Source organism: Bifidobacterium apicola (genome assembly GCF_042846865.1).
GTDB classification, from domain to species: domain Bacteria; phylum Actinomycetota; class Actinomycetes; order Actinomycetales; family Bifidobacteriaceae; genus Bombiscardovia; species Bombiscardovia apicola.
The window spans coordinates 667,427-684,657 of record NZ_BAAFQQ010000001.1 but is presented as its reverse complement, the minus strand read 5'-3'; the positions used below and the strand labels follow the sequence as shown (position 1 = coordinate 684,657).

Genomic DNA, 17,231 nt, shown 5'->3' with positions numbered 1-17,231 from the left:
TGATGTGCCGGGAGACTCGTCATTGGCTGACCTGCTTCCCTCTCTTGCCGGATTCGCAGAGGGGGCCACAGGTGGGACGGTCGATGTCGGTATCGACGGGCGCCGGGTGGATCCGCGTCTGACCATTGACCAGGTGGGTCTGCATGAAGGATCATGGATTTCCTTGCTGTGCGAGGGGGCGACGATTATCGACCCGCGGGTTCGCTCGGCTGATGACCCAGCAGCAGTTCAGCTTCGCTTTCTCAGCGGATTCAATGCAGGTGCCATATATGATGTACTTCCAGGTATCTTGAGGATAAGTTCTCTGATGGATCCTGAAAAAGTGTCGATCAGTGCTGATTTTCTTCTTGACGTTCACCCGGATGGTCGTCTGACGGTGGTGCCTAACATACGCGAGGGCGCTGTGGTGAAAGCCGGCTTCCTGCACAGGCCCAAGCGGCAATTGCACTCCGACGTCTGGCTGGACGGGCATGAGCTGATAGAACCGACCGAGCTGGGCTATGGACAGGAGCTTGTGCTTCCCGAATGCATCATCAGCGTGACCAAGGGGCATCCGGATTCCGTGCCAGTCGACAAAGAAGACAGCCCGGGGCACTGGCTGTATACCCGGCCGCCGAAGATCAGGAATGAAGTACGAACCAGACGATATACGCTTCCCGGCTCCCCGACCCGTCCTGACAAGGCCCCTATACCGATCGTGTCGACCCTGCTGCCATTGGCCATGTCCGTGGGCATGGCGGTCATTCTGAAGAATTATTCATATCTGGCTTTTGGCATCATGTCACCGGTGATGATGGTGGCTTCGTATTTCTCCGGCAATAACGGCATGAGGAAGAGATACAAGGCGCAGGTCAAACGTTACGAGCAGAGCCGGGACCGCATCAAGGAACAGGCCAGGCATGCGCTTGAAGAGGAAATCAGTGATGTTCGGGCCGAATACCCTGATCCCACAGCCTTGCTTGATCTATGTGCCGGCCATACTGCACAGCTATGGAACAGAAGGGCCACTGACGACTCATGGCTTGGATTGCGCATAGGCACGGGGGATGTCAAGTCGCATGTATCCATGGAAATGCCCGATAACCTTGAATTCGAGCGCGTCAAGACATGGCAGCTCCATCATTTCCCGGTCGTTGTGGATTTGCCGAATGCCGGATGCCTGGGGTGCACAGGTGAGCAAGCAGTCATCTTTCCGACAGTGCAGTGGATCGTCGCTCAGATGGCAGCTCTGCACTCAGCCCGGGACTTGTCGATATACCTGCTTTCGCCCAGGTCCAGGAAGCAACCAAAAGGGGGTCGGCCTGCTCCCATACCGGCGCAGATCGATTGGTCCTTCGCCCAATGGCTCCCGCAGCTGGTTCCGCAGCAAGGGCAGAATGCAGTACGCACATTGGCTACCGGCATCGAAGACATAGCGATGAGAATTTCGGAACTCATCGCCATGCTGGACGATCGCAAGGAGCTGATGCATTCCCAGTCCATGCAGAAGTGGGCTGGGCCATCGGTAGTTGTGGTGATGGAGCATGCACATGTGCTCAGATCCATGCCCGGCACTATCAGACTCCTCAAGGAGGGGCCTCTTGTCGGCATGTACATGCTGTGCGTGGAGATCGATGAGAGGCTCCTGCCTGAGGAATGCCAGACTGTGGTGACAGGGGAGGCTGGCGAGCTGAAGGTCCGCAGCAATGTCTCTGACGATGTCAATAACATCATGCCTGACCTGGTCACACAGCAATGGCTGGATGCTCTTTCGCTGTCCCTGGCGCCTCTGGAGGACGGCAGCCCTGATGAGAGCCAGTCCGCCATTCCCTCGCAGAGCAGGCTTCTGGACCTGCTGAAGCTGACGCCGACTCCTGAAGAGATCGAAGCCCGGTGGGCGATGCAACCCCGCTCGACCTTCTGCACGATCGGTGAATCGGTCGACGGCCCCTTCGGCCTTGACATCGCCAAGGACGGGCCACATGGGTTGATAGCCGGTACAACCGGCTCAGGAAAGTCGGAGCTGCTCCAGTCTCTGGTGGCTTCGCTGGCCGTGGCTAACAGGCCGGAATCGCTGAACTTCGTGCTTGTCGATTACAAGGGCGGTGCGGCCTTCAAGGACTGCGTCAAGCTCCCCCATACGGTTGGAATGGTCACGGATCTGGACAACCATTTGGTGACCAGAGCTCTGGTCTCGCTTGGCGCGGAACTGAACTACCGCGAACATCTTCTGGCCCTTGCCGGCGCCAAGGATCTTGACGATTACATGGACTTCCGGGAGCTCCGCCCTGATCTGACGGAGATCCCCCGTCTGCTGATCATTATCGACGAGTTCGCCTCCCTGGCCAGGGAGCTTCCCGACTTTGTCACCGGCCTGGTGAACATTGCACAAAGGGGCAGGTCATTGGGTATCCACCTTCTCCTGGCGACCCAGCGGCCCGGAGGCGTGGTCTCTCCGGAAATCAGGGCGAACACCAACCTTCGTATAGCCCTGCGCATGACGGACGACAGCGAAAGCCAGGATGTGATCGATGCCAAGGATGCATCGCTGATCAGCAAGTCCACGCCGGGCAGGGCCGTGGTGAGGCTCGGGTCGAATTCCTTGGTGCCCTTCCAATCCGCCAGGGTAGGAGGCAGGTATATCGACCCGAACGACAAGGCTGAGACAAAAACAGAGAAGCCCTTTGTCCGCGTGCTCTCCTTCCCCCAGATCGGCCAGCCGGCTCCTGCACGTCCCAAGTCGAAAGAGAACAAGGGGGATGTAAACGTAACCGACCTTATGAAGTTGGTCGGGAGTATCTGCGAGGTGGCCAAGGATGAGGGCATTCCCCAGCAGCGGCAGCCTTGGCTGCCTGCCTTGACCGATGAGATCGGTCTGGATGATCTGCCTGACAGCGAAGATGGCGATGCCCAGGCGAGCCTTCAAGTTCCCTTTGCCATCGGGGATTACCCCAAACTGCAGAAGCAAAGCACGGTTTTCCTCGATATGGCGACCTTCGGTAACCTGTTCATCATCGGCACGTCCCGCAGTGGCAAGACCACGGCCCTTCGGACCATAGCTTTCTCCGCCTGCAAAAGGTATGCACCCACGAAGGTCCAGGTCTACTGCATCGACGGCGGCAATGGCGGCCTCGCTCCTCTCACGGCCTTTCCCAATGTGGGCGTTGTGGCCCTGCGCAGCGAAACGCAGAAGATCGAACGGCTCCTGAACAAGATCGAAAGGGTGCTCAAGGCCAGGTCGGCCACGCTCTCCAAGGGCGGATACAGCAATATTGACGAGTTCAATCGGGGTCTTGACCGGGATCATGAGGAAGGGGCCCTGCCGCATATGCTGGTCATGCTGGATTCATGGGACGGGTACAACTCCACCTTCGAATCCTATGATGGCGGTTCCCTGATCAGCCGCATACAGAATCTGATGCGGGAAGGGCCGTCGGTCGGCGTGCATTTCATCCTCACCGGCGACCGCTCCCTCCTGTCCGGACGGATGACCTTGCTGGCAGACAGCAAGATCATGCTGCGGCTGGTCGACAAGACCGACTATTCGGAAATCGGAATCCCTGCCAAGGAAGTACCCGACAAGATGGCGGATGGGCGAGGTTACCAATCCGTTGACGATGCTGAGATTCAGATAGCGCAGATTCGCCGTGGGGCGGTGGGCCAACAGGAATCCGAGGCCATCCGTGCCGCCGGTGCCGCGCTGGCTGCCGGCAGGGATGCCGGCCTCTCGCGGTCCCGCCTGCCCTTCAACGTCGAACAGCTGCCCGATGAGGTATCCTTCGATCAGGTATACGCCTTGGTTGAGGAATCCAAGTCCCTGGACAAGGGTTTGCTGCCTTTGGGCATCGGCGGCGAGGACAACGATCTTATTGCCTATGATCCGGCGGCGACGCCGATTCTTCCGGTTTTCGGCGGCATGCAGAGCGGCAAGACGACACTGCTGGTCTGGTTGGCCAACATGGCGCTGTCCGCTGGGTACCACCTGGTCATCGCGGCCCCCAAGGACAATGCCCTGAGGCGTTTCGAGGGGATGCCCGGAGTCGTGCGCTTGTTCACGACCCCTGCGGACCTGACACAGGAGAAACTTGAACCATATGCGCGCAATGGCGACGAGAGAGCTCTGGAAAGCAGCACTGAAACGGGGTTCAAAGGCAATCTCCTGGTGTTCGATGACTGTCAGCTGCTCAAGGAGATTCCCGCCAGTGCGTGGATGCAGAGCCTGGTTGGATCATTATCGAAGAGTGACGCCTCATGCATCTTTGCTGGAGATATCATCGACTTCCCCCAGGGCTTCGGGAATTGGGGGTCTTCCATGAAGAAGATCAAGCAGGGAGTCCTGATCCGGCCCGAGGATATGATATATGCGGATCTGATAGGGGCAAGGGTAAAACGGTCTCTTTTCAGATCCGACATGCCTCAGGGACGTGGAATCGCGAAGCTCGGTATGCAAACTGTCTTTGTTCAGTTCCCGAAGTTGGGCGGACAATGGAGTGTCCCCTATAGTTTCAGCAATGCTGGGGGGTTGAACAAATGAACGGGCATAGGAAGAAACCAGGGCTGGTGCAATCCCTGCAGCCGGCAAGGGTCTTTGCGGAGATTCCTGTGCTCCCGCCGATTCTGCAGCCGTCCGTCGTCAACGGTTGGGATTTGCACGATAAGGCCTTGAAACCACGGTCGGTCGGGGATGGTACCGGCCGTCGCGCGGAATCGTATCAGTTGGTTTTTTCCGATGGGCAGCGGGTGCCCTGTCAAGGACGTAGCGTCGTGGGGCGGATGCCGGAACAGCCGGGCGAACACTATGCCGCTTATGTAGTTGTCGAAGATCCTTCGCATCAGACTTCCCGAAGGCACTTTGAATTTGGAGCAACACCCATTGGCCAGGTATGGGTCATGGATCTGGGGTCGGCGAATGGCACTTTCGTCCGTTCCGGGGAGACGTATATGCAATTACAGGCAAAGAAACGGACTGGTTTGTCTGAAAACGATGTGATCAGGTTCGGTAGTCTCAGCGCAAAAGTTGAAAGGAGCAATTGATCATGGCTGACGAGCTCAAAATTTCGTATGATGAACTCAGCAAGGCTTCTAGCGTCCTGAAGAATATTGAAGAGACGATTGGTGATTTTACGGGTGCCGAAGCCGATTCGGATTGCATGGGCCATCCTTCAGTGAGCAAGGCGTATGCTGATTGCATAACCCGTTTGCATACGCTGAGCCGTAAATATTCCAGGAAGGCGGGTGACCTTGGATCGATGCTTGACAATGTGGTCGAGGAGTTCCGCGATGCGGACGACAGGCTAGGGGGCCAGGCTGGTCAGATGCTCAACTCCGGTTCGAATGCTGAGGCGATGCACCGTGGCTGAGCAAGGCATCCACTTCAGCATGGCGATCCCTGATGGCTGGGAGCGGATGGATCTTACCGGAAAGGGGAGGCGGGAATACGCGCGCGTCCAGGCTCAGAGAGCAGTGGAGCAGATACCGGCTTTGGCGGGCAAAAGGAAAGTGATAGAGGACAGGCTCTACCGTGAGCTCACATCCTCTTGGGCGAAAGGCGTGCGGTATGGGGCCGCAATGGCGCAGCCCACTGCCGATGGGATTCTGGATGCTTCGATAACCGTCTCGATTCTTCCCGAGCCTCCTCATCACGACGATGAATCTGTTTTCGAGGCGATATCTGCTACGGTCCACGAGAATGATGAGGATTCGGATGGTGATGACGAGTCGGATGTTTCGATGATCAATCTACCACGGGCGGGAAGGGCGGTGCGGGTTCTGGGGCATCGCACCTTGCATCCGGGCGAGGGCTCCCGGCCTCTCAAGTATTCGGTCCTGCAGACTTTTGTTCCTTTTGGAGGCCGTGTGGTCATGGTGGTGGGGTTCACCTTTTCCTCTGATGTGGAGGATCAGTTATTTGAATTGTTCGATTTGATCACCGGTACATTGTCGGTATGGCTTGAGAGAGGGCGTTGACAGATGAGTTTGAATCTTGACTGGTCCGAGATCGAGCTATACATGGATCCTGTGCCCGGGGATCCGGCCGGGGTCAGGCAGTGTGCCGCCAAGGCAAGGTCGAAGGCTTCAACGGTGGATTCCCTTAGAGACGATGTGAGCCGAATCAGGTCCGGTCACGACAATAGATCGGTGTTCGTTGGCAAGGCGGCGGACAAGTTTATCTCCAAGCTGGACGATTTTCCCAGCAATCTTTCCAGCTTGTCGACTGGATTGAACACGATTTCTCAGACCCTGGATTCGTGGTCCTACTGCATGGAGGATTGCCAGCACAGGGCCGGCAATGCCTATAATCGGGCGGTGGAGGCCAAGAACAGGGCCTCCGATGCGAACTCAAAGCTGGATAGGGCTCTCGGCGACGCGGCCAATGCCGGCATGGCTCTGCAGGTGGTGAAGCGTACGCTGGGTGTGGTTGGCGATGATGCGGATGTGCGACGGGCGCAGCGCCGTGTCGATGCCGCCCAGGGGCAGGTGGATTCCTTCCGCAGTCAGTGGAATGGTGCGCTGGATTCGTATGATAGAGCCCGTCGTGATGTTATCAAGGCTGGCGGCGAGTACAATAACGACGCCGAGATCGCTGCCCGCGGGCTGAATGGGGCCCTGGACGATTTGCCGCCCGTCTCGGTATTCGATCGTGTCTATTACAGCGATACCTGGCGGACGATCGTCAAAGTCGCGGAGATCGCCAACTTGGTTGTTACCGTAGCGATGCTATTTTTGGGGCCTGGTGGCATACTCGGATTGCTTGCTTTTGCGCTGGCCGCCACAGGCTTTCTAAATGATCTTCTCGCTTATAGCCACGGAGATGAAAATCTGTTGCAAGTAGGGCTTGGTCTTCTCTCAATGTTTTTGGCTGGTGCGCCAGGTGTTTTAGGGAAACAGAGCGCTGCTGGTTTGCGGTTTTTCACTGAGTCAAAGGGATTGCCGATGTATCAGCGGGTGATCGGCGGGCTGAATTCGTACGGCCGCAATTCCGGCATGGTCACGGATATTGATGCCGCAATGAGACAGAGCAATTATAAATTGCTTGAGAATAGCGGCTTCGCCAACCAGCCCAAGGAGAAGCTTTTTGAATTCTTTAGGGCCCTTCCTGATGGGCCGGAAAAGGAAGCGACCCGCCTATTCAATGATTATCAGTTATGGGGCTTATTGCCACATGATTGGAAATGGTTGCTGGAGAAAAGCGATCTGTACGGGGTCTTCAATCCGGCGGATGCTGCGACGATAATGCGGTATGGGCTGGATGCAAGCCGTAGGGATTTGCGCGCAGATGCTATGAAGAATGTGGTCAAGGATATGATTGATGCAGAAAGGCGTGTCGAAGACCATAAGGCTGAGGGCAAGACCGGATTCGGGGCCGACCTGACGGAGTGGGCCGGCCTGCTTGCTCCGGTTGCGCCGGTTCTTGGCCTGGTGGGCGAAGCGGCGGATTCGATGCTTTGAGCGGGAGGATGGTGTGTGATGGCTGATGGTGTTTCCGGCTCCTTGCGGCTTCCTGCGGGGAGGTCCTGGCTGCAGAGGGCGTCTTCGATCATGTCGCGGGTGGCGGGGTGCGCGCGTCATGCGCCTGCGGGGGAGCGTGCCTTTTCCCGTGCGGGCGTGGTGCGCAAGCTGGCGGTGTACGGGGCGGCCTTCCTGGCGGGGTTTGTGCCGGGCTGGGCCTTCCTGTACGACCAGGAGGAGCAGTGGGTGCGCGACCGTTGTATACAGTTCGGCCTGGCAGGCCTGTTTTCGGGTTTTGCGATGTGGTGGTTTTTGAGCCGGTTCGAGAGCCGTGGGGGGCGTCCGGGGTTCTGGTGCCTGGCGCTGACGATGCCGCTGATGCCCTGCTGGGGGGTGATGTTCGGCGCGATGACCGGCGCGTATCCGGGGGTGATGCGCTGGGTGCTGGTGTCGGTGGCTGTGCTGGTGGTTGCCGGGGTGACTTGGCTGCGGTTCGTGTCGGATCGGGTGCGCAGCCGTGTGGCGGCGTGGGCGGCTTCGGCTGTGTCGTGCGTGGTGCCGTCGTGGATGCTGTGCCTGCTGTTCGGGGGCTCCCCATGGTCGTGCCTGCCCTGGTGCGTGGCGGTGGGCGCGACGGGCGCCTTGTGGTTTCTGCAGGATTTGTGGGCGATCGATTATTGCGCGGGCGACGACCGTGACGCCTCCTTCGAGTGGCTGGCGGCCTGGGCGCTGATCATCGACCTGATGACCCTGGTGGCCGCCCTGGCACGCGGCAGCACCGCCGGACAGGATCAGCAATGAGCTTGCTCCGGCTGCGCCGGTTCTTGGCTTGGCGGGCGAAGCGGCGGATTCGATGCTTTGAGCGGGAGGGTGGTGTGTGATGGCTGTTGGTGTTTCCGGTTCCTTGCGGCTTCCTGCGGGGAGGTCCTGGCTGCAGAGGGCGTCTTCGGTCATGTCGCGGGTGGCGGGGTGCGCGCGTCATGCGCCTGCGGGTGAGCGTGCCTTTTCGCGTGCGGGCGTGGTGCGCAAGCTGGCGGTGTACGGGGCGGCCTTCCTGGCGGGGTTTGTGCCGGGCTGGGCCTTCCTGTACGACCAGGAGGAGCAGTGGGTGCGCGACCGTTGTGCTCTGTTTCTTCTGGTGGGCCTGTTCTCCATTTTTGCGATGTGGTGGTTTTTGGGCCGGTTCGAGAGCCGTGGGGGGCGTCCGGGGTTCTGGTGCCTGGCGCTGACGATGCCGCTGATGCCCTGCTGGGGGGTGGCGTTCGGCGCGATTACCGGCGAGAGTCCGGGGGTGATGCGCTGGGTGCTGGTGTCGGTGGCTGTGCTGGTGGTTGCCGGGGTGACTTGGCTGCGGTTCGTGTCGGATCGGGTGCGCAGCCGTGTGGCGGCGTGGGCGGCTTCGGCTGTGTCGTGCGTGGTGCCGTCGTGGATGCTGTGCCTGCTGTTCGGGGGCTCCCCATGGTCGTGCCTGCCTTGGTGCGTGGCGGTGGGCGCGACGGGCGCCTTGTGGTTTCTGCAGGATTTGTGGGCGATCGACTATTGCGCGGGCGACGACCGTGATGCCTCCTTCGAGTGGCTGGCGGCCTGGGCGCTGATCTTCGACCTGATGACCCTGGTGGCCGCCCTGGCACGCGGCAGCACCGCCGCACAGGATCAATGAGGGCATTGCTGGTAAGGGAAGGGAAGGTTTTTGGGCTTTTGACGTGCCTGTCGTGCATGTGGTCTGCCTGGCCGCAGTCGGGTTGGATGCCGGCTGTTTCATTTGCTGCTGCGCGGCGGCAAGTGGGGTCCTGTAGTCCTGTAGTATAAGGAATCGTCCGGGCATTTGCTGGGCTTCAGGCCTAACGTGAACGATGTCTACAGCCGTAATGCAATGTACGCTGGTTGTCGACAATGAGGTTGGTTGCGGCGGAATCTGTTCTGGTTGGCCGCTCGAATTGCATGGGAGGAAAGGGACCATGGCTGTTGCCTTGTTTGAAAATAGACCGCCTCGTGTGGCAAAGATGAAGGGTTTCGAACCCATGTATGACGCTACATTTCGAGAATGTCTGCAGCGGCCGTTCTACCTGTTTGCCCGGGGGCGGGGGAGATCGTGCCGCAAGGAGATATGGGTGTTCTTCATCGTTCTATCAATTGCAGAGCAGGGCCTGAGTAAGGTATGCGGCGGGGGGTCCTGGGCTCTCATTCCCCTGGTCTTCGACCTGATCATGGTGGTGCCAGAGTATGCACTGGAGGTGCGGCGTCTGCATGATTTATTGCTGCCGGGATGGCTGACTTTGATTCCGTACGGTCTTATGGTTATAGCTACGATTGGAATGGTGAAATCTCGAATGTTCACCATAGGTGGCGGTCCTTTGCTTTTGGCTGTCATCCCGCTGCTCGTGTCGATGGTGATTCAGCTGGTCATCATGTGCACGCCTTCCCGTTATCGCCGTCCGTCCTTTGACAACGGGGCAATTGACAACGGGGCAATAGTGGCGGGAGTGAACCAGTCGGGTATGCCCCGACCTTGGAATGAGTAGCCTGCACGGGTGGATTTATATAAGGAGATTGGGATGAGTGATACTGCTGCGGATGCGGAAGGACAGGAAACCGCTGGGATGAGTGTGGATGAGCAATTATTGCAAGGCCTTCCAACTCCCGTTGCCCGCATAATACGACTGCTCACTCAGCGGGGGATACCCTCGTACGTCAATGTAAGCGGTGGCCCTGTACTAGTGCCGCTGGTCGATTGCGGCATTATTTTTGTAATGAGCAAAAGTCTGGATTCTATTGGTTTCAGGAGTCTGTGGAGCCGGGGGTTCAGTTCTGCTAGGTATCGGGATGCGGTGAGTGTCTGTGCTGATTGGAACCGATCGGTTGGATATCTCAAGGCTTATGCCACTGAGCCTTCCTTGGAGCAGAACCAGGCCGTCAGGATAGTGGGTGTCGGGCAGATCATGTGCGACGAGCGGGATGAGGTATTGGGACAGCGTCTTGATGATGCCATCTATCTCGTGCAGAATCTTTATGCTTGGGTGAATGAGCAGTGCCCGGATCCGATACGTATACCGAATGCACCGTACGGAAGAGGGGCTTGAGCAAATGGGTCAGCCGATGAGGTCCGTGGTTGATAATGGCCGGATCAAGCGGTGGTTGGATGCCCAGGGTTACCGTGTCGAGTATTATGCGCAGTCCTGGGTGGGTTTGTGGGGGAATGTCCTGCTTGATTTCAGTGTGCGTGGCGAGCATGATGAGTATCTGGTGGTTCGTGGCACTGAGCGGGGCAGTCATCCGGATGGCCAGCATGATTTGCTTGAGGATTGCTGCAATGCCTGGAACCGGGATTATGAGGGGCCGGCTGCCTATTTGCAGAGTTCCGAGGGAGGCCTGGTCTTCTGCACGTTGTTGGTGGTGAACTGCCAGGGCGGCATGGATGATGGCCAGTTCGATCGTCTGATGAAGTATGCTATGGCGGGTTCGGATGGTTTCCTTGGTTTTGCCCAGGGGCAGCTGTCGAGGATAAGGATGGCCTAGGGTGAGGTGCAGGGTCAGGCGTGACCGTGGTTCCGGAGCGTGCACGCTGGCGGTAAGCCCCACCCGGGGCGAGATGCCTGACCTGACGCTGGCGCAGGTTCTGCTCTCAGGAAGATATACGGAGGGCGCCGGTGTCTGAGGGCTTTGGTTATTTGAAGCCTTTCTCGCCGATGGGCGGGTCTTTGGGGTCCGTGCTTGCGCTGGTGTAGGGCGAAGGATGAGTGGTGGTGATGTCTGAGTCGAGCGGCGGGCGTGTTGGTGCCGGCGGGGTGTCGGGTGGCGCTGAGGATCGGGTTGATGCGTCGTATGTCCTGTCGTCGGTCATGTCGCGTGTGGTCGGGAGCGTCCCGCATGCGCGGCCTGGTTCTCGTGAGTTCTCTCTGGGCGGGGTCCTGTGGAAGATGGTGCTGTACGCGTTGACCTATGTGGCCGCGTTCGCCTGCGGATGGTACTTCCTAGCCGACAGCAACCAGGATTGGGTGCGCATGCGCCAAGGGCAAGTGGCGCTACTTTCTATTTTTTCCGCATTTGCGGTGTTTGAGCTGTTGGGGCGGTATGAGGATGGGAAAGGGCGTCCGGGGCTTTGGTTTGTGGTGTTGTCGCTTCCGTTTGCTCCGGGGTTCGGCGTCTTATTCGGGTCCATTGGCCGCAATTCTGGTGGCGTGTTCCGGTGGGTTTTGGTGTCGGTGGCTGTGCTGGTGGTTGTTGGGGTGTCGGTGTTTCCGGTGGTGATGCGGCTGGTGCGCAACGGGTTCGTGTCGTGGGCGGCGATGGTGGTGTTGTGTGTGGTGCCGTCCTGGATGCTGGCCAAGGCGACGGGGTCGGCTGGCGCGTCCTTGTTCTGGTGCTGCGTGGTGGGTATTGTCGGCGCCTTGTGGTTCGTGCTTGACATGTGGGCAATCGGGAAGTGCGCGAGCACGCATCGTGATGCGGCTTTCGAGTGGCTGGCGGCTTGGGCGCTGGTGTTCGATCTGATCATGCTGATCGCCTCCCTCCTGGGGGCCTCCAAAGATGACGACGATGCCAGCCGATGATGCCTGAGTCGAGCGGCGGGGTGTCGGGTGGCGCTGAGGATCGGGTTGATGCGTTTGTCCTGTCGTCGGTCATGTCGCGTGTGGTCGGGAGTGTCCCGCATGCGCGGCCTGGTTCTCGTGAATTCTCCTTGGGCGGGGTCCTGTGGAAGACGGTGCTGTACGCGTTGACCTATGCGGCCGCGTTCGCCTGCGGATGGTTCCTCCTGTTTGACCAGGACCAGGATTGGATCCGCATACGAATAGGTCAAGGGGTGCTGCTTGCTCTGTTATCCATAGCTGCTGTGGCTATCCTGTTGGGGCGGTATGAGGATGGGAAGGGGCGTCCGGGGCCTTGGTTTGTGGTGTTGTCGCTTCCGTTCGCTCCGGGGTTCGGCGTCATACCGGGTTCCGGCGCCCGCTACTCGGGTGGCGTGTTCCGGTGGGTCCTGGTGTCGGTGGCTGTGCTGGTGGTTGTTGGGGGTGTTGGTGTTTCCGGTGGTGATGCGGCTGGTGCGCAACGGGTTCGTGTCGTGGGCGGCGATGGTGGTATTGTGTGTGGTGCCATCCTGGATGCTGGCCAAGGCGACGGGGTCTGCTGGCGCGTCCTTGTTCTGGTGCCGCGTGGTGGGTATTGTCGGCGCCTTGTGGTTTGTGCTGGACATGCGGGCGATCGGGGAATGCGCGAGCACGCATCGTGACGCGGTTTCGAGTGGCTGGCGGCTTGGGCGCTGGTGTTCAATCTGATCATGCTGATCGCCTCCCTCCTGGGAGCCTCCAAAGATGACGATGATGTCGGCCGATGATGTCGCACGGCGGGCTGCACCGTGGGTGTGCTTCCGTTGATGCCGGTATCGGGTATTCCGTCCCGACGGACTGTCGGGACGGGTTTATGAAGAAAGGGAAGGTGAAAATTATGGCTAGTGCCTTGCTCTCGAAGAGGCCGCCTCGTGTGGATGTGATGAAGGGGTACGAGCCCATGTACGATGCGACCATGCAGGAGTGCATGGAACGGCCCTTCTACCTGTATGCGAGGGGGAAGGGGCGTTCCTGCCGCAAGGAGATATGGGTTTTCGCCGCGTTCGTCTGGGTCTTGGATACCTTCCTGACCCACTGGTTCTCTTCGGGTCTCTTGGCCGTCATACCGGGGCTGTTCTCCTTGGCGGTGCTGGTGCCCATGTATGCTCTGACGGTGCGGCGCCTGCATGACCTGGCCCTGTCGGGGTGGCTGGCGCTTGTCCCCTACGCGCTGATGGTGGTGGGCGTGGGTCTGATTGCCGGTTCAATGGTATCGGATACCTTAAAAGGGCTGGATCCGTCTGCCCCTTCGCCCCTGGGGATCATCATCCTCCTTCTGGCCGTGGTCGTCCGGTTGGTCATCATGTGCGCCCCATCGCGTCGCCGCCATCCAGTCGTCGCTAACGGAAGCCTCAGTGCAAGTCAGACTGGCACAGCGCAGTACCCAGGGGACCCGAACGGACAGTGATCCCCTGCTGTAACAGGAAAGAACGAATCCCGACGATGTCAGATGGAAAGAGACCAGCATGGACGGTGCTGGTACAAGACCGGAATCGACGATGCGCGGCTCGCTGACGTTGAATGAGAAACTGCCGGCAGGGTTCCCGTCCCCTCTAGCCCGCCTGGCTAAGATGCTCAGCTAGAAGGGCGTGCCGTTTTCATTGATGTCGGCGGCGAGTCGGTTCTGGCCAACCTGTTTGAGGGCGAGGTGCTGCATACGCTGACGCTGTTCTGGATTCTATTGGTTTCAGGAGTTTGTGGAGCCGGGGGTTCAGTTCTGCTAGGTATCGGGATGCGGTGAGTGTCTGTGCTGATTGGAACCGATCGGTTGGATATCTCAAGGCTTATGCCACTGAGCCTTCCTTGGAGCAGAACCAGGCCGTCAGGATAGTGGGTGTCGGGCAGATCATGTGCGACGAGCGGGATGAGGTATTGGGACAGCGTCTTGATGATTCCGTCTATCTCGTGCAGAATCTTTATGCTTGGGTGAATGAGCAGTGCCCGGATCCGATACGTATACCGAATGCACCATACGGAAGAGGGGCTTGAGCAAATGGGTCAGCCGATGAGGTCCGTGGTTGATAATGGCCGGATCAAGCGGTGGTTGGATGCCCAGGGTTACCGTGTCGAGTATTATGCGCAGTCCTGGGTGGGTTTGTGGGGGAATGTCCTGCTTGATTTCAGTGTGCGTGGCGAGCATGATGAGTATCTGGTGGTTCGTGGCACTGAGCGGGGCAGTCATCCGGATGGCCAGCATGATTTGCTTGAGGATTGCTGCAATGCCTGGAACCGGGATTATGAGGGGCCGGCTGCCTATTTGCAGAGTTCCGAGGGAGGCCTGGTCTTCTGCACGTTGTTGGTGGTGAACTGCCAGGGCGGCATGGATGATGGCCAGTTCGATCGTCTGATGAAATATGCTATGGCGGGTTCGGATGGTTTCCTTGGTTTTGCCCAGGGGCAGCTGTCGAGGATAAGGATGGCCTAGGGTGAGGTGCAGGGTCAGGCGTGACCGTGGTTCCGGAGCGTGCACGCTGGCGGTAAGCCCCACCCGGGGCGAGATGCCTGACCTGACGCTGGCGCAGGTTCTGCTCTCAGGAAGATATACGGATTACCTGCTTCCTTTCGCTTATGAGGGGGAATTGCGAGAAGCCAGGTTCTACTATGATTTGACCGGAGCCACATCCCTGGGCCGTGTTCTGCGGCATGGCATGGCTGCTGACCGGTATGCCGGGGTCTTGCAGGCCATAGAGGATGTGGCGCGGGTGTGCGCAGAGGAGCGCGCGGTCCTGCAGACGGTGCTCTGGCATCAGGATTATCTGTACTTTGCCGGTGATGACACGGTTCCGCGAATGATTCAGGTTCCTATCGTCGATGGGCCCCGCTTCGATGCCAGTCCCCTTTCCTTGCTTTTCAGGCTCAGCAAGGTCGACACTGGCGCTTTTGGGCATCCGGAGTGGTCTCGATCGGTTGAGGCGTTCGTGCAAACTAGCAGGGTGTTCAATGCGGATGCCTACCATGTCATGCTGGCATCGATCCTCCCGACGGGCAGGTCCCGGACCCTGCCAGGGGTTGATGACGCCAGCACCGCCTCCTCGGGCTCTGAATCCCGTAGCAAGGTTGGTGCTGGGGCGGGCCCATCCGTTACGAATCCGACCGGGGATCATGCGGGTGAATCCCATGGAGAGGAGGATGAACGCTACTCGGAAACGATTCTCAAACTACCGGAGGAGGGAGCTGCCGCGGAGGCTTCCTCTGGGGATCGAGTTCTGGAACCTGATGGCAATCCGGGAATTCGACTTTCGTATGAGGGCAATGGTGGGGACACCGTTCTAGGGATATCCCCTCATCCTGACCGGGATATGCGCGGGACGGGTGAGGCCTCCGGTGTTTCCGGCGATGAGGGGCCTACCAGCCTCAACATGAGCGGGAGGCCCCGCTTCCGTGTCACCAGAATCCGGGATGGATGCCGAGTGGATTGCAGCCAGGATACGGCCACCATAGGGAGATCCGCCCAGGCTGACATCCATATGGGCGGCAACATGAACGTCAGCAGGATACATGCCCAAATCAGCCGCCTTCCTGGTGGTGGATTCGAGATAACAGACCGGCATTCCTCCAATGGAACCAGGGTGTCCGGCCGTCTGCTCGCCCCTGGTGAAACTGCGCCTGTCGGCCCCTCGGGCACCTTCTCTCTTGCTGATTCTGACTTCATGATCGAGGAGCTTGACCGCGAAGGGACTACGGGAACGTGGAGCGGTTCCTCTTCCTCTGGTCTGGGAGGTGGTGTGTGATGGCTGGTGGTGTTTCCGGTTCCTTGCGGCTTCCTGCGGGGAGGTCCTGGCTGCAGAGCGCGTCTTCGGTCATGTCGCGGGTGGCGGGGTGTGCGCGTCATGCGCCTGCGGGGGAGCGTGCCTTTTCCCGTGCCGGGGTGGTGCGCAAGCTGGCGGTGTACGGGGCGGCCTTCCTGGCGGGGTTTGTGCCGGGCTGGGCCTTCCTGTACGACCAGGATGAGCAGTGGGTGCGGTACCGTTTTGCTCTGTTTCTTCTGGTGGGCCTGTTCTCCATTTTTGCGATGGCGTGGTTTTTGGGCCGGTTCGAGAGCCGTGGGGGGCGTCCGGGGTTCTGGTGCCTGGCGCTGACGATGCCGCTGATGCCCTGCTGGGGGGTGGCGTTCGGCGCGGTTACCGGCGCGTATCCGGGGGTGATGCGCTGGGTGCTGGTTTCGGTGGCTGTGCTGGTGGCGGCTGCGGTGACCTGGCTGCGGTTCGTGTCGGATCGGGTGCGCGGCCGTGTGGCGGCGTGGGCGGCTTCGGCGGTGTCGTGCGTGGTGCCGTCGTGGATGCTGTGCCTGCTGTTCGGGGGCTCCCCATGGTCGTGCCTGCCTTGGTGCGTGGCGGTGGGCGCGACGGGCGCCTTGTGGTTTCTGCAGGACCTGTGGGCGATCGACTATTGCGCGGGCGACGATCGTGACGCCTCCTTCGAGTGGCTGGCGGCCTGGGCGCTGATCTTCGACCTGATGACCCTGGTGGCCGCCCTGGCGCGCGGCGGCACCGCCGGACAGGATCAGCAATGAGCTTGCCCCGGGATGCTGGTCTCTGCTTGGCTGCGTAGTGCCAGGGGATGGATAGGCACGGATCGAACGCGCAGCGTGGAAGGCGGGCGCTCGTTTTCCAGTTGATTGATTCATAGGCATGCGTATAACGGATGGGGTGGTGACGACTGTCAACCATAGGGACCAGCCTAAAGCTTACCCATGAAGACATGGACGAACACAGACAGGTGGATCCGGATCGGATTCTTGCAGCTGTTCAAGAGTTGACGGCAGCCAGGCTCAAGGGGCCCGATGAAAAGAGCACACCGGTCTTGGTCATCGATGGCTAGCCCGGCATTGCTTTGCCGGTGGCATCCTGGCGGCTGAAGAGCGGCCGGACGGGTTCCGCATTCAAACTGGACTCAGCATACATCAGGGCTGCATTGTGGAACCCCGCTCGGGCAAGAATCAGGGAACCCAGGATTTTTCTGTGCCTGCACCCTTGCCAGGGCCAGCCCATTCAACCATGCCTGGACCGCTCCCATGATGCAGTGCCTTGCGTAGACCACGCTGTCCTCCGGATTCTGGATGCTGGCGGCTGGTTGCCTGCCATTCGGCTTATGCTACTGGGGACCGTCTCTTTCCCCTCTTGTCAATTTGGGCAGGGATCGTGGAGGTCCGGCGCACGTTGCTTGTCCAAGACTGACAGGGGGAAAGGGTGTCGCGAG

The 17,231-nt window shown here is 59.4% G+C and carries 16 protein-coding genes; all 16 read left to right on the top strand.

Translation table 11 applies throughout. The features are described 5' to 3' along the window. The first annotated feature begins 307 nt into the window (after positions 1-307). The 16 genes from ACGG9J_RS02975 (at position 308) to ACGG9J_RS02900 (ending at position 16,545) form a co-directional block, all read left to right on the top strand. Complete coding sequence (locus ACGG9J_RS02975) at positions 308-4,513, top strand: FtsK/SpoIIIE domain-containing protein (protein WP_390133476.1); 4,206 nt, start codon at positions 308-310, stop codon at positions 4,511-4,513. Then, the gene (locus tag ACGG9J_RS02970) at positions 4,510-5,013 is read left to right on the top strand and encodes an FHA domain-containing protein (RefSeq protein ID WP_390133474.1); all 504 of its coding nucleotides are present in this window, start codon (positions 4,510-4,512) and stop codon (positions 5,011-5,013) included. The genes ACGG9J_RS02975 and ACGG9J_RS02970 overlap by 4 nt, the downstream gene beginning before the upstream one ends. A 2-nt stretch (positions 5,014-5,015) precedes the next feature. Further along, the gene (locus ACGG9J_RS02965) at positions 5,016-5,339 is read left to right on the top strand and encodes a hypothetical protein (RefSeq protein WP_390133472.1); all 324 of its coding nucleotides are present in this window, start codon (positions 5,016-5,018) and stop codon (positions 5,337-5,339) included. Beyond that, positions 5,332-5,946 (top strand): hypothetical protein, encoded by a 615-nt coding sequence (locus ACGG9J_RS02960; protein ID WP_390133471.1) that lies wholly within the window; start codon positions 5,332-5,334, stop codon positions 5,944-5,946. The genes ACGG9J_RS02965 and ACGG9J_RS02960 overlap by 8 nt, the downstream gene beginning before the upstream one ends. A gap of 3 nt (positions 5,947-5,949) precedes the next feature. Further along, positions 5,950-7,428, top strand: a complete 1,479-nt coding sequence (locus ACGG9J_RS02955; RefSeq protein WP_390133469.1) for a WXG100 family type VII secretion target — start codon at positions 5,950-5,952, stop codon at positions 7,426-7,428. A gap of 90 nt (positions 7,429-7,518) precedes the next feature. Then, positions 7,519-8,229: a hypothetical protein gene (locus ACGG9J_RS02950; protein ID WP_390133467.1), complete on the top strand. Its 711-nt coding sequence runs from the start codon at positions 7,519-7,521 to the stop codon at positions 8,227-8,229. Positions 8,230-8,380: 151 nt separating this feature from the next. Continuing rightward, positions 8,381-9,088 (top strand): hypothetical protein, encoded by a 708-nt coding sequence (locus ACGG9J_RS02945; RefSeq protein ID WP_390133465.1) that lies wholly within the window; start codon positions 8,381-8,383, stop codon positions 9,086-9,088. Positions 9,089-9,386: 298 nt separating this feature from the next. Continuing rightward, positions 9,387-9,950 (top strand): DUF805 domain-containing protein, encoded by a 564-nt coding sequence (locus ACGG9J_RS02940; RefSeq protein WP_390133464.1) that lies wholly within the window; start codon positions 9,387-9,389, stop codon positions 9,948-9,950. Positions 9,951-9,983: 33 nt separating this feature from the next. After that, a complete protein-coding gene (locus ACGG9J_RS02935) occupies positions 9,984-10,508 on the top strand; it encodes a hypothetical protein (RefSeq protein WP_390133462.1) in 525 nt (174 codons plus the stop codon). 16 nt (positions 10,509-10,524) lie between these two features. Then, on the top strand, positions 10,525-10,944 hold the full coding sequence (locus ACGG9J_RS02930; protein WP_390133455.1) for a type III secretion system chaperone family protein: 420 nt from the start codon (positions 10,525-10,527) through the stop codon (positions 10,942-10,944). 230 nt (positions 10,945-11,174) lie between these two features. Then, complete coding sequence (locus ACGG9J_RS02925; protein ID WP_390133460.1) at positions 11,175-11,978, top strand: hypothetical protein; 804 nt, start codon at positions 11,175-11,177, stop codon at positions 11,976-11,978. Beyond that, entirely contained in the window at positions 11,975-12,655 is a 681-nt protein-coding gene (locus tag ACGG9J_RS02920) for a hypothetical protein (protein WP_390133458.1), read from the top strand. Before ACGG9J_RS02925 ends, ACGG9J_RS02920 begins: the two co-directional genes overlap by 4 nt. A gap of 215 nt (positions 12,656-12,870) precedes the next feature. Next, on the top strand, positions 12,871-13,440 hold the full coding sequence (locus ACGG9J_RS02915) for a DUF805 domain-containing protein (RefSeq protein ID WP_390133456.1): 570 nt from the start codon (positions 12,871-12,873) through the stop codon (positions 13,438-13,440). A gap of 597 nt (positions 13,441-14,037) precedes the next feature. Then, the gene (locus ACGG9J_RS02910) at positions 14,038-14,457 is read left to right on the top strand and encodes a type III secretion system chaperone family protein (protein ID WP_390133455.1); all 420 of its coding nucleotides are present in this window, start codon (positions 14,038-14,040) and stop codon (positions 14,455-14,457) included. A gap of 1 nt (position 14,458) precedes the next feature. Then, positions 14,459-15,763, top strand: a complete 1,305-nt coding sequence (locus ACGG9J_RS02905; protein WP_390133453.1) for an FHA domain-containing protein — start codon at positions 14,459-14,461, stop codon at positions 15,761-15,763. Beyond that, the gene (locus ACGG9J_RS02900; protein WP_390133451.1) at positions 15,763-16,545 is read left to right on the top strand and encodes a hypothetical protein; all 783 of its coding nucleotides are present in this window, start codon (positions 15,763-15,765) and stop codon (positions 16,543-16,545) included. The genes ACGG9J_RS02905 and ACGG9J_RS02900 overlap by 1 nt, the downstream gene beginning before the upstream one ends. Positions 16,546-17,231: the final 686 nt, after the last annotated feature.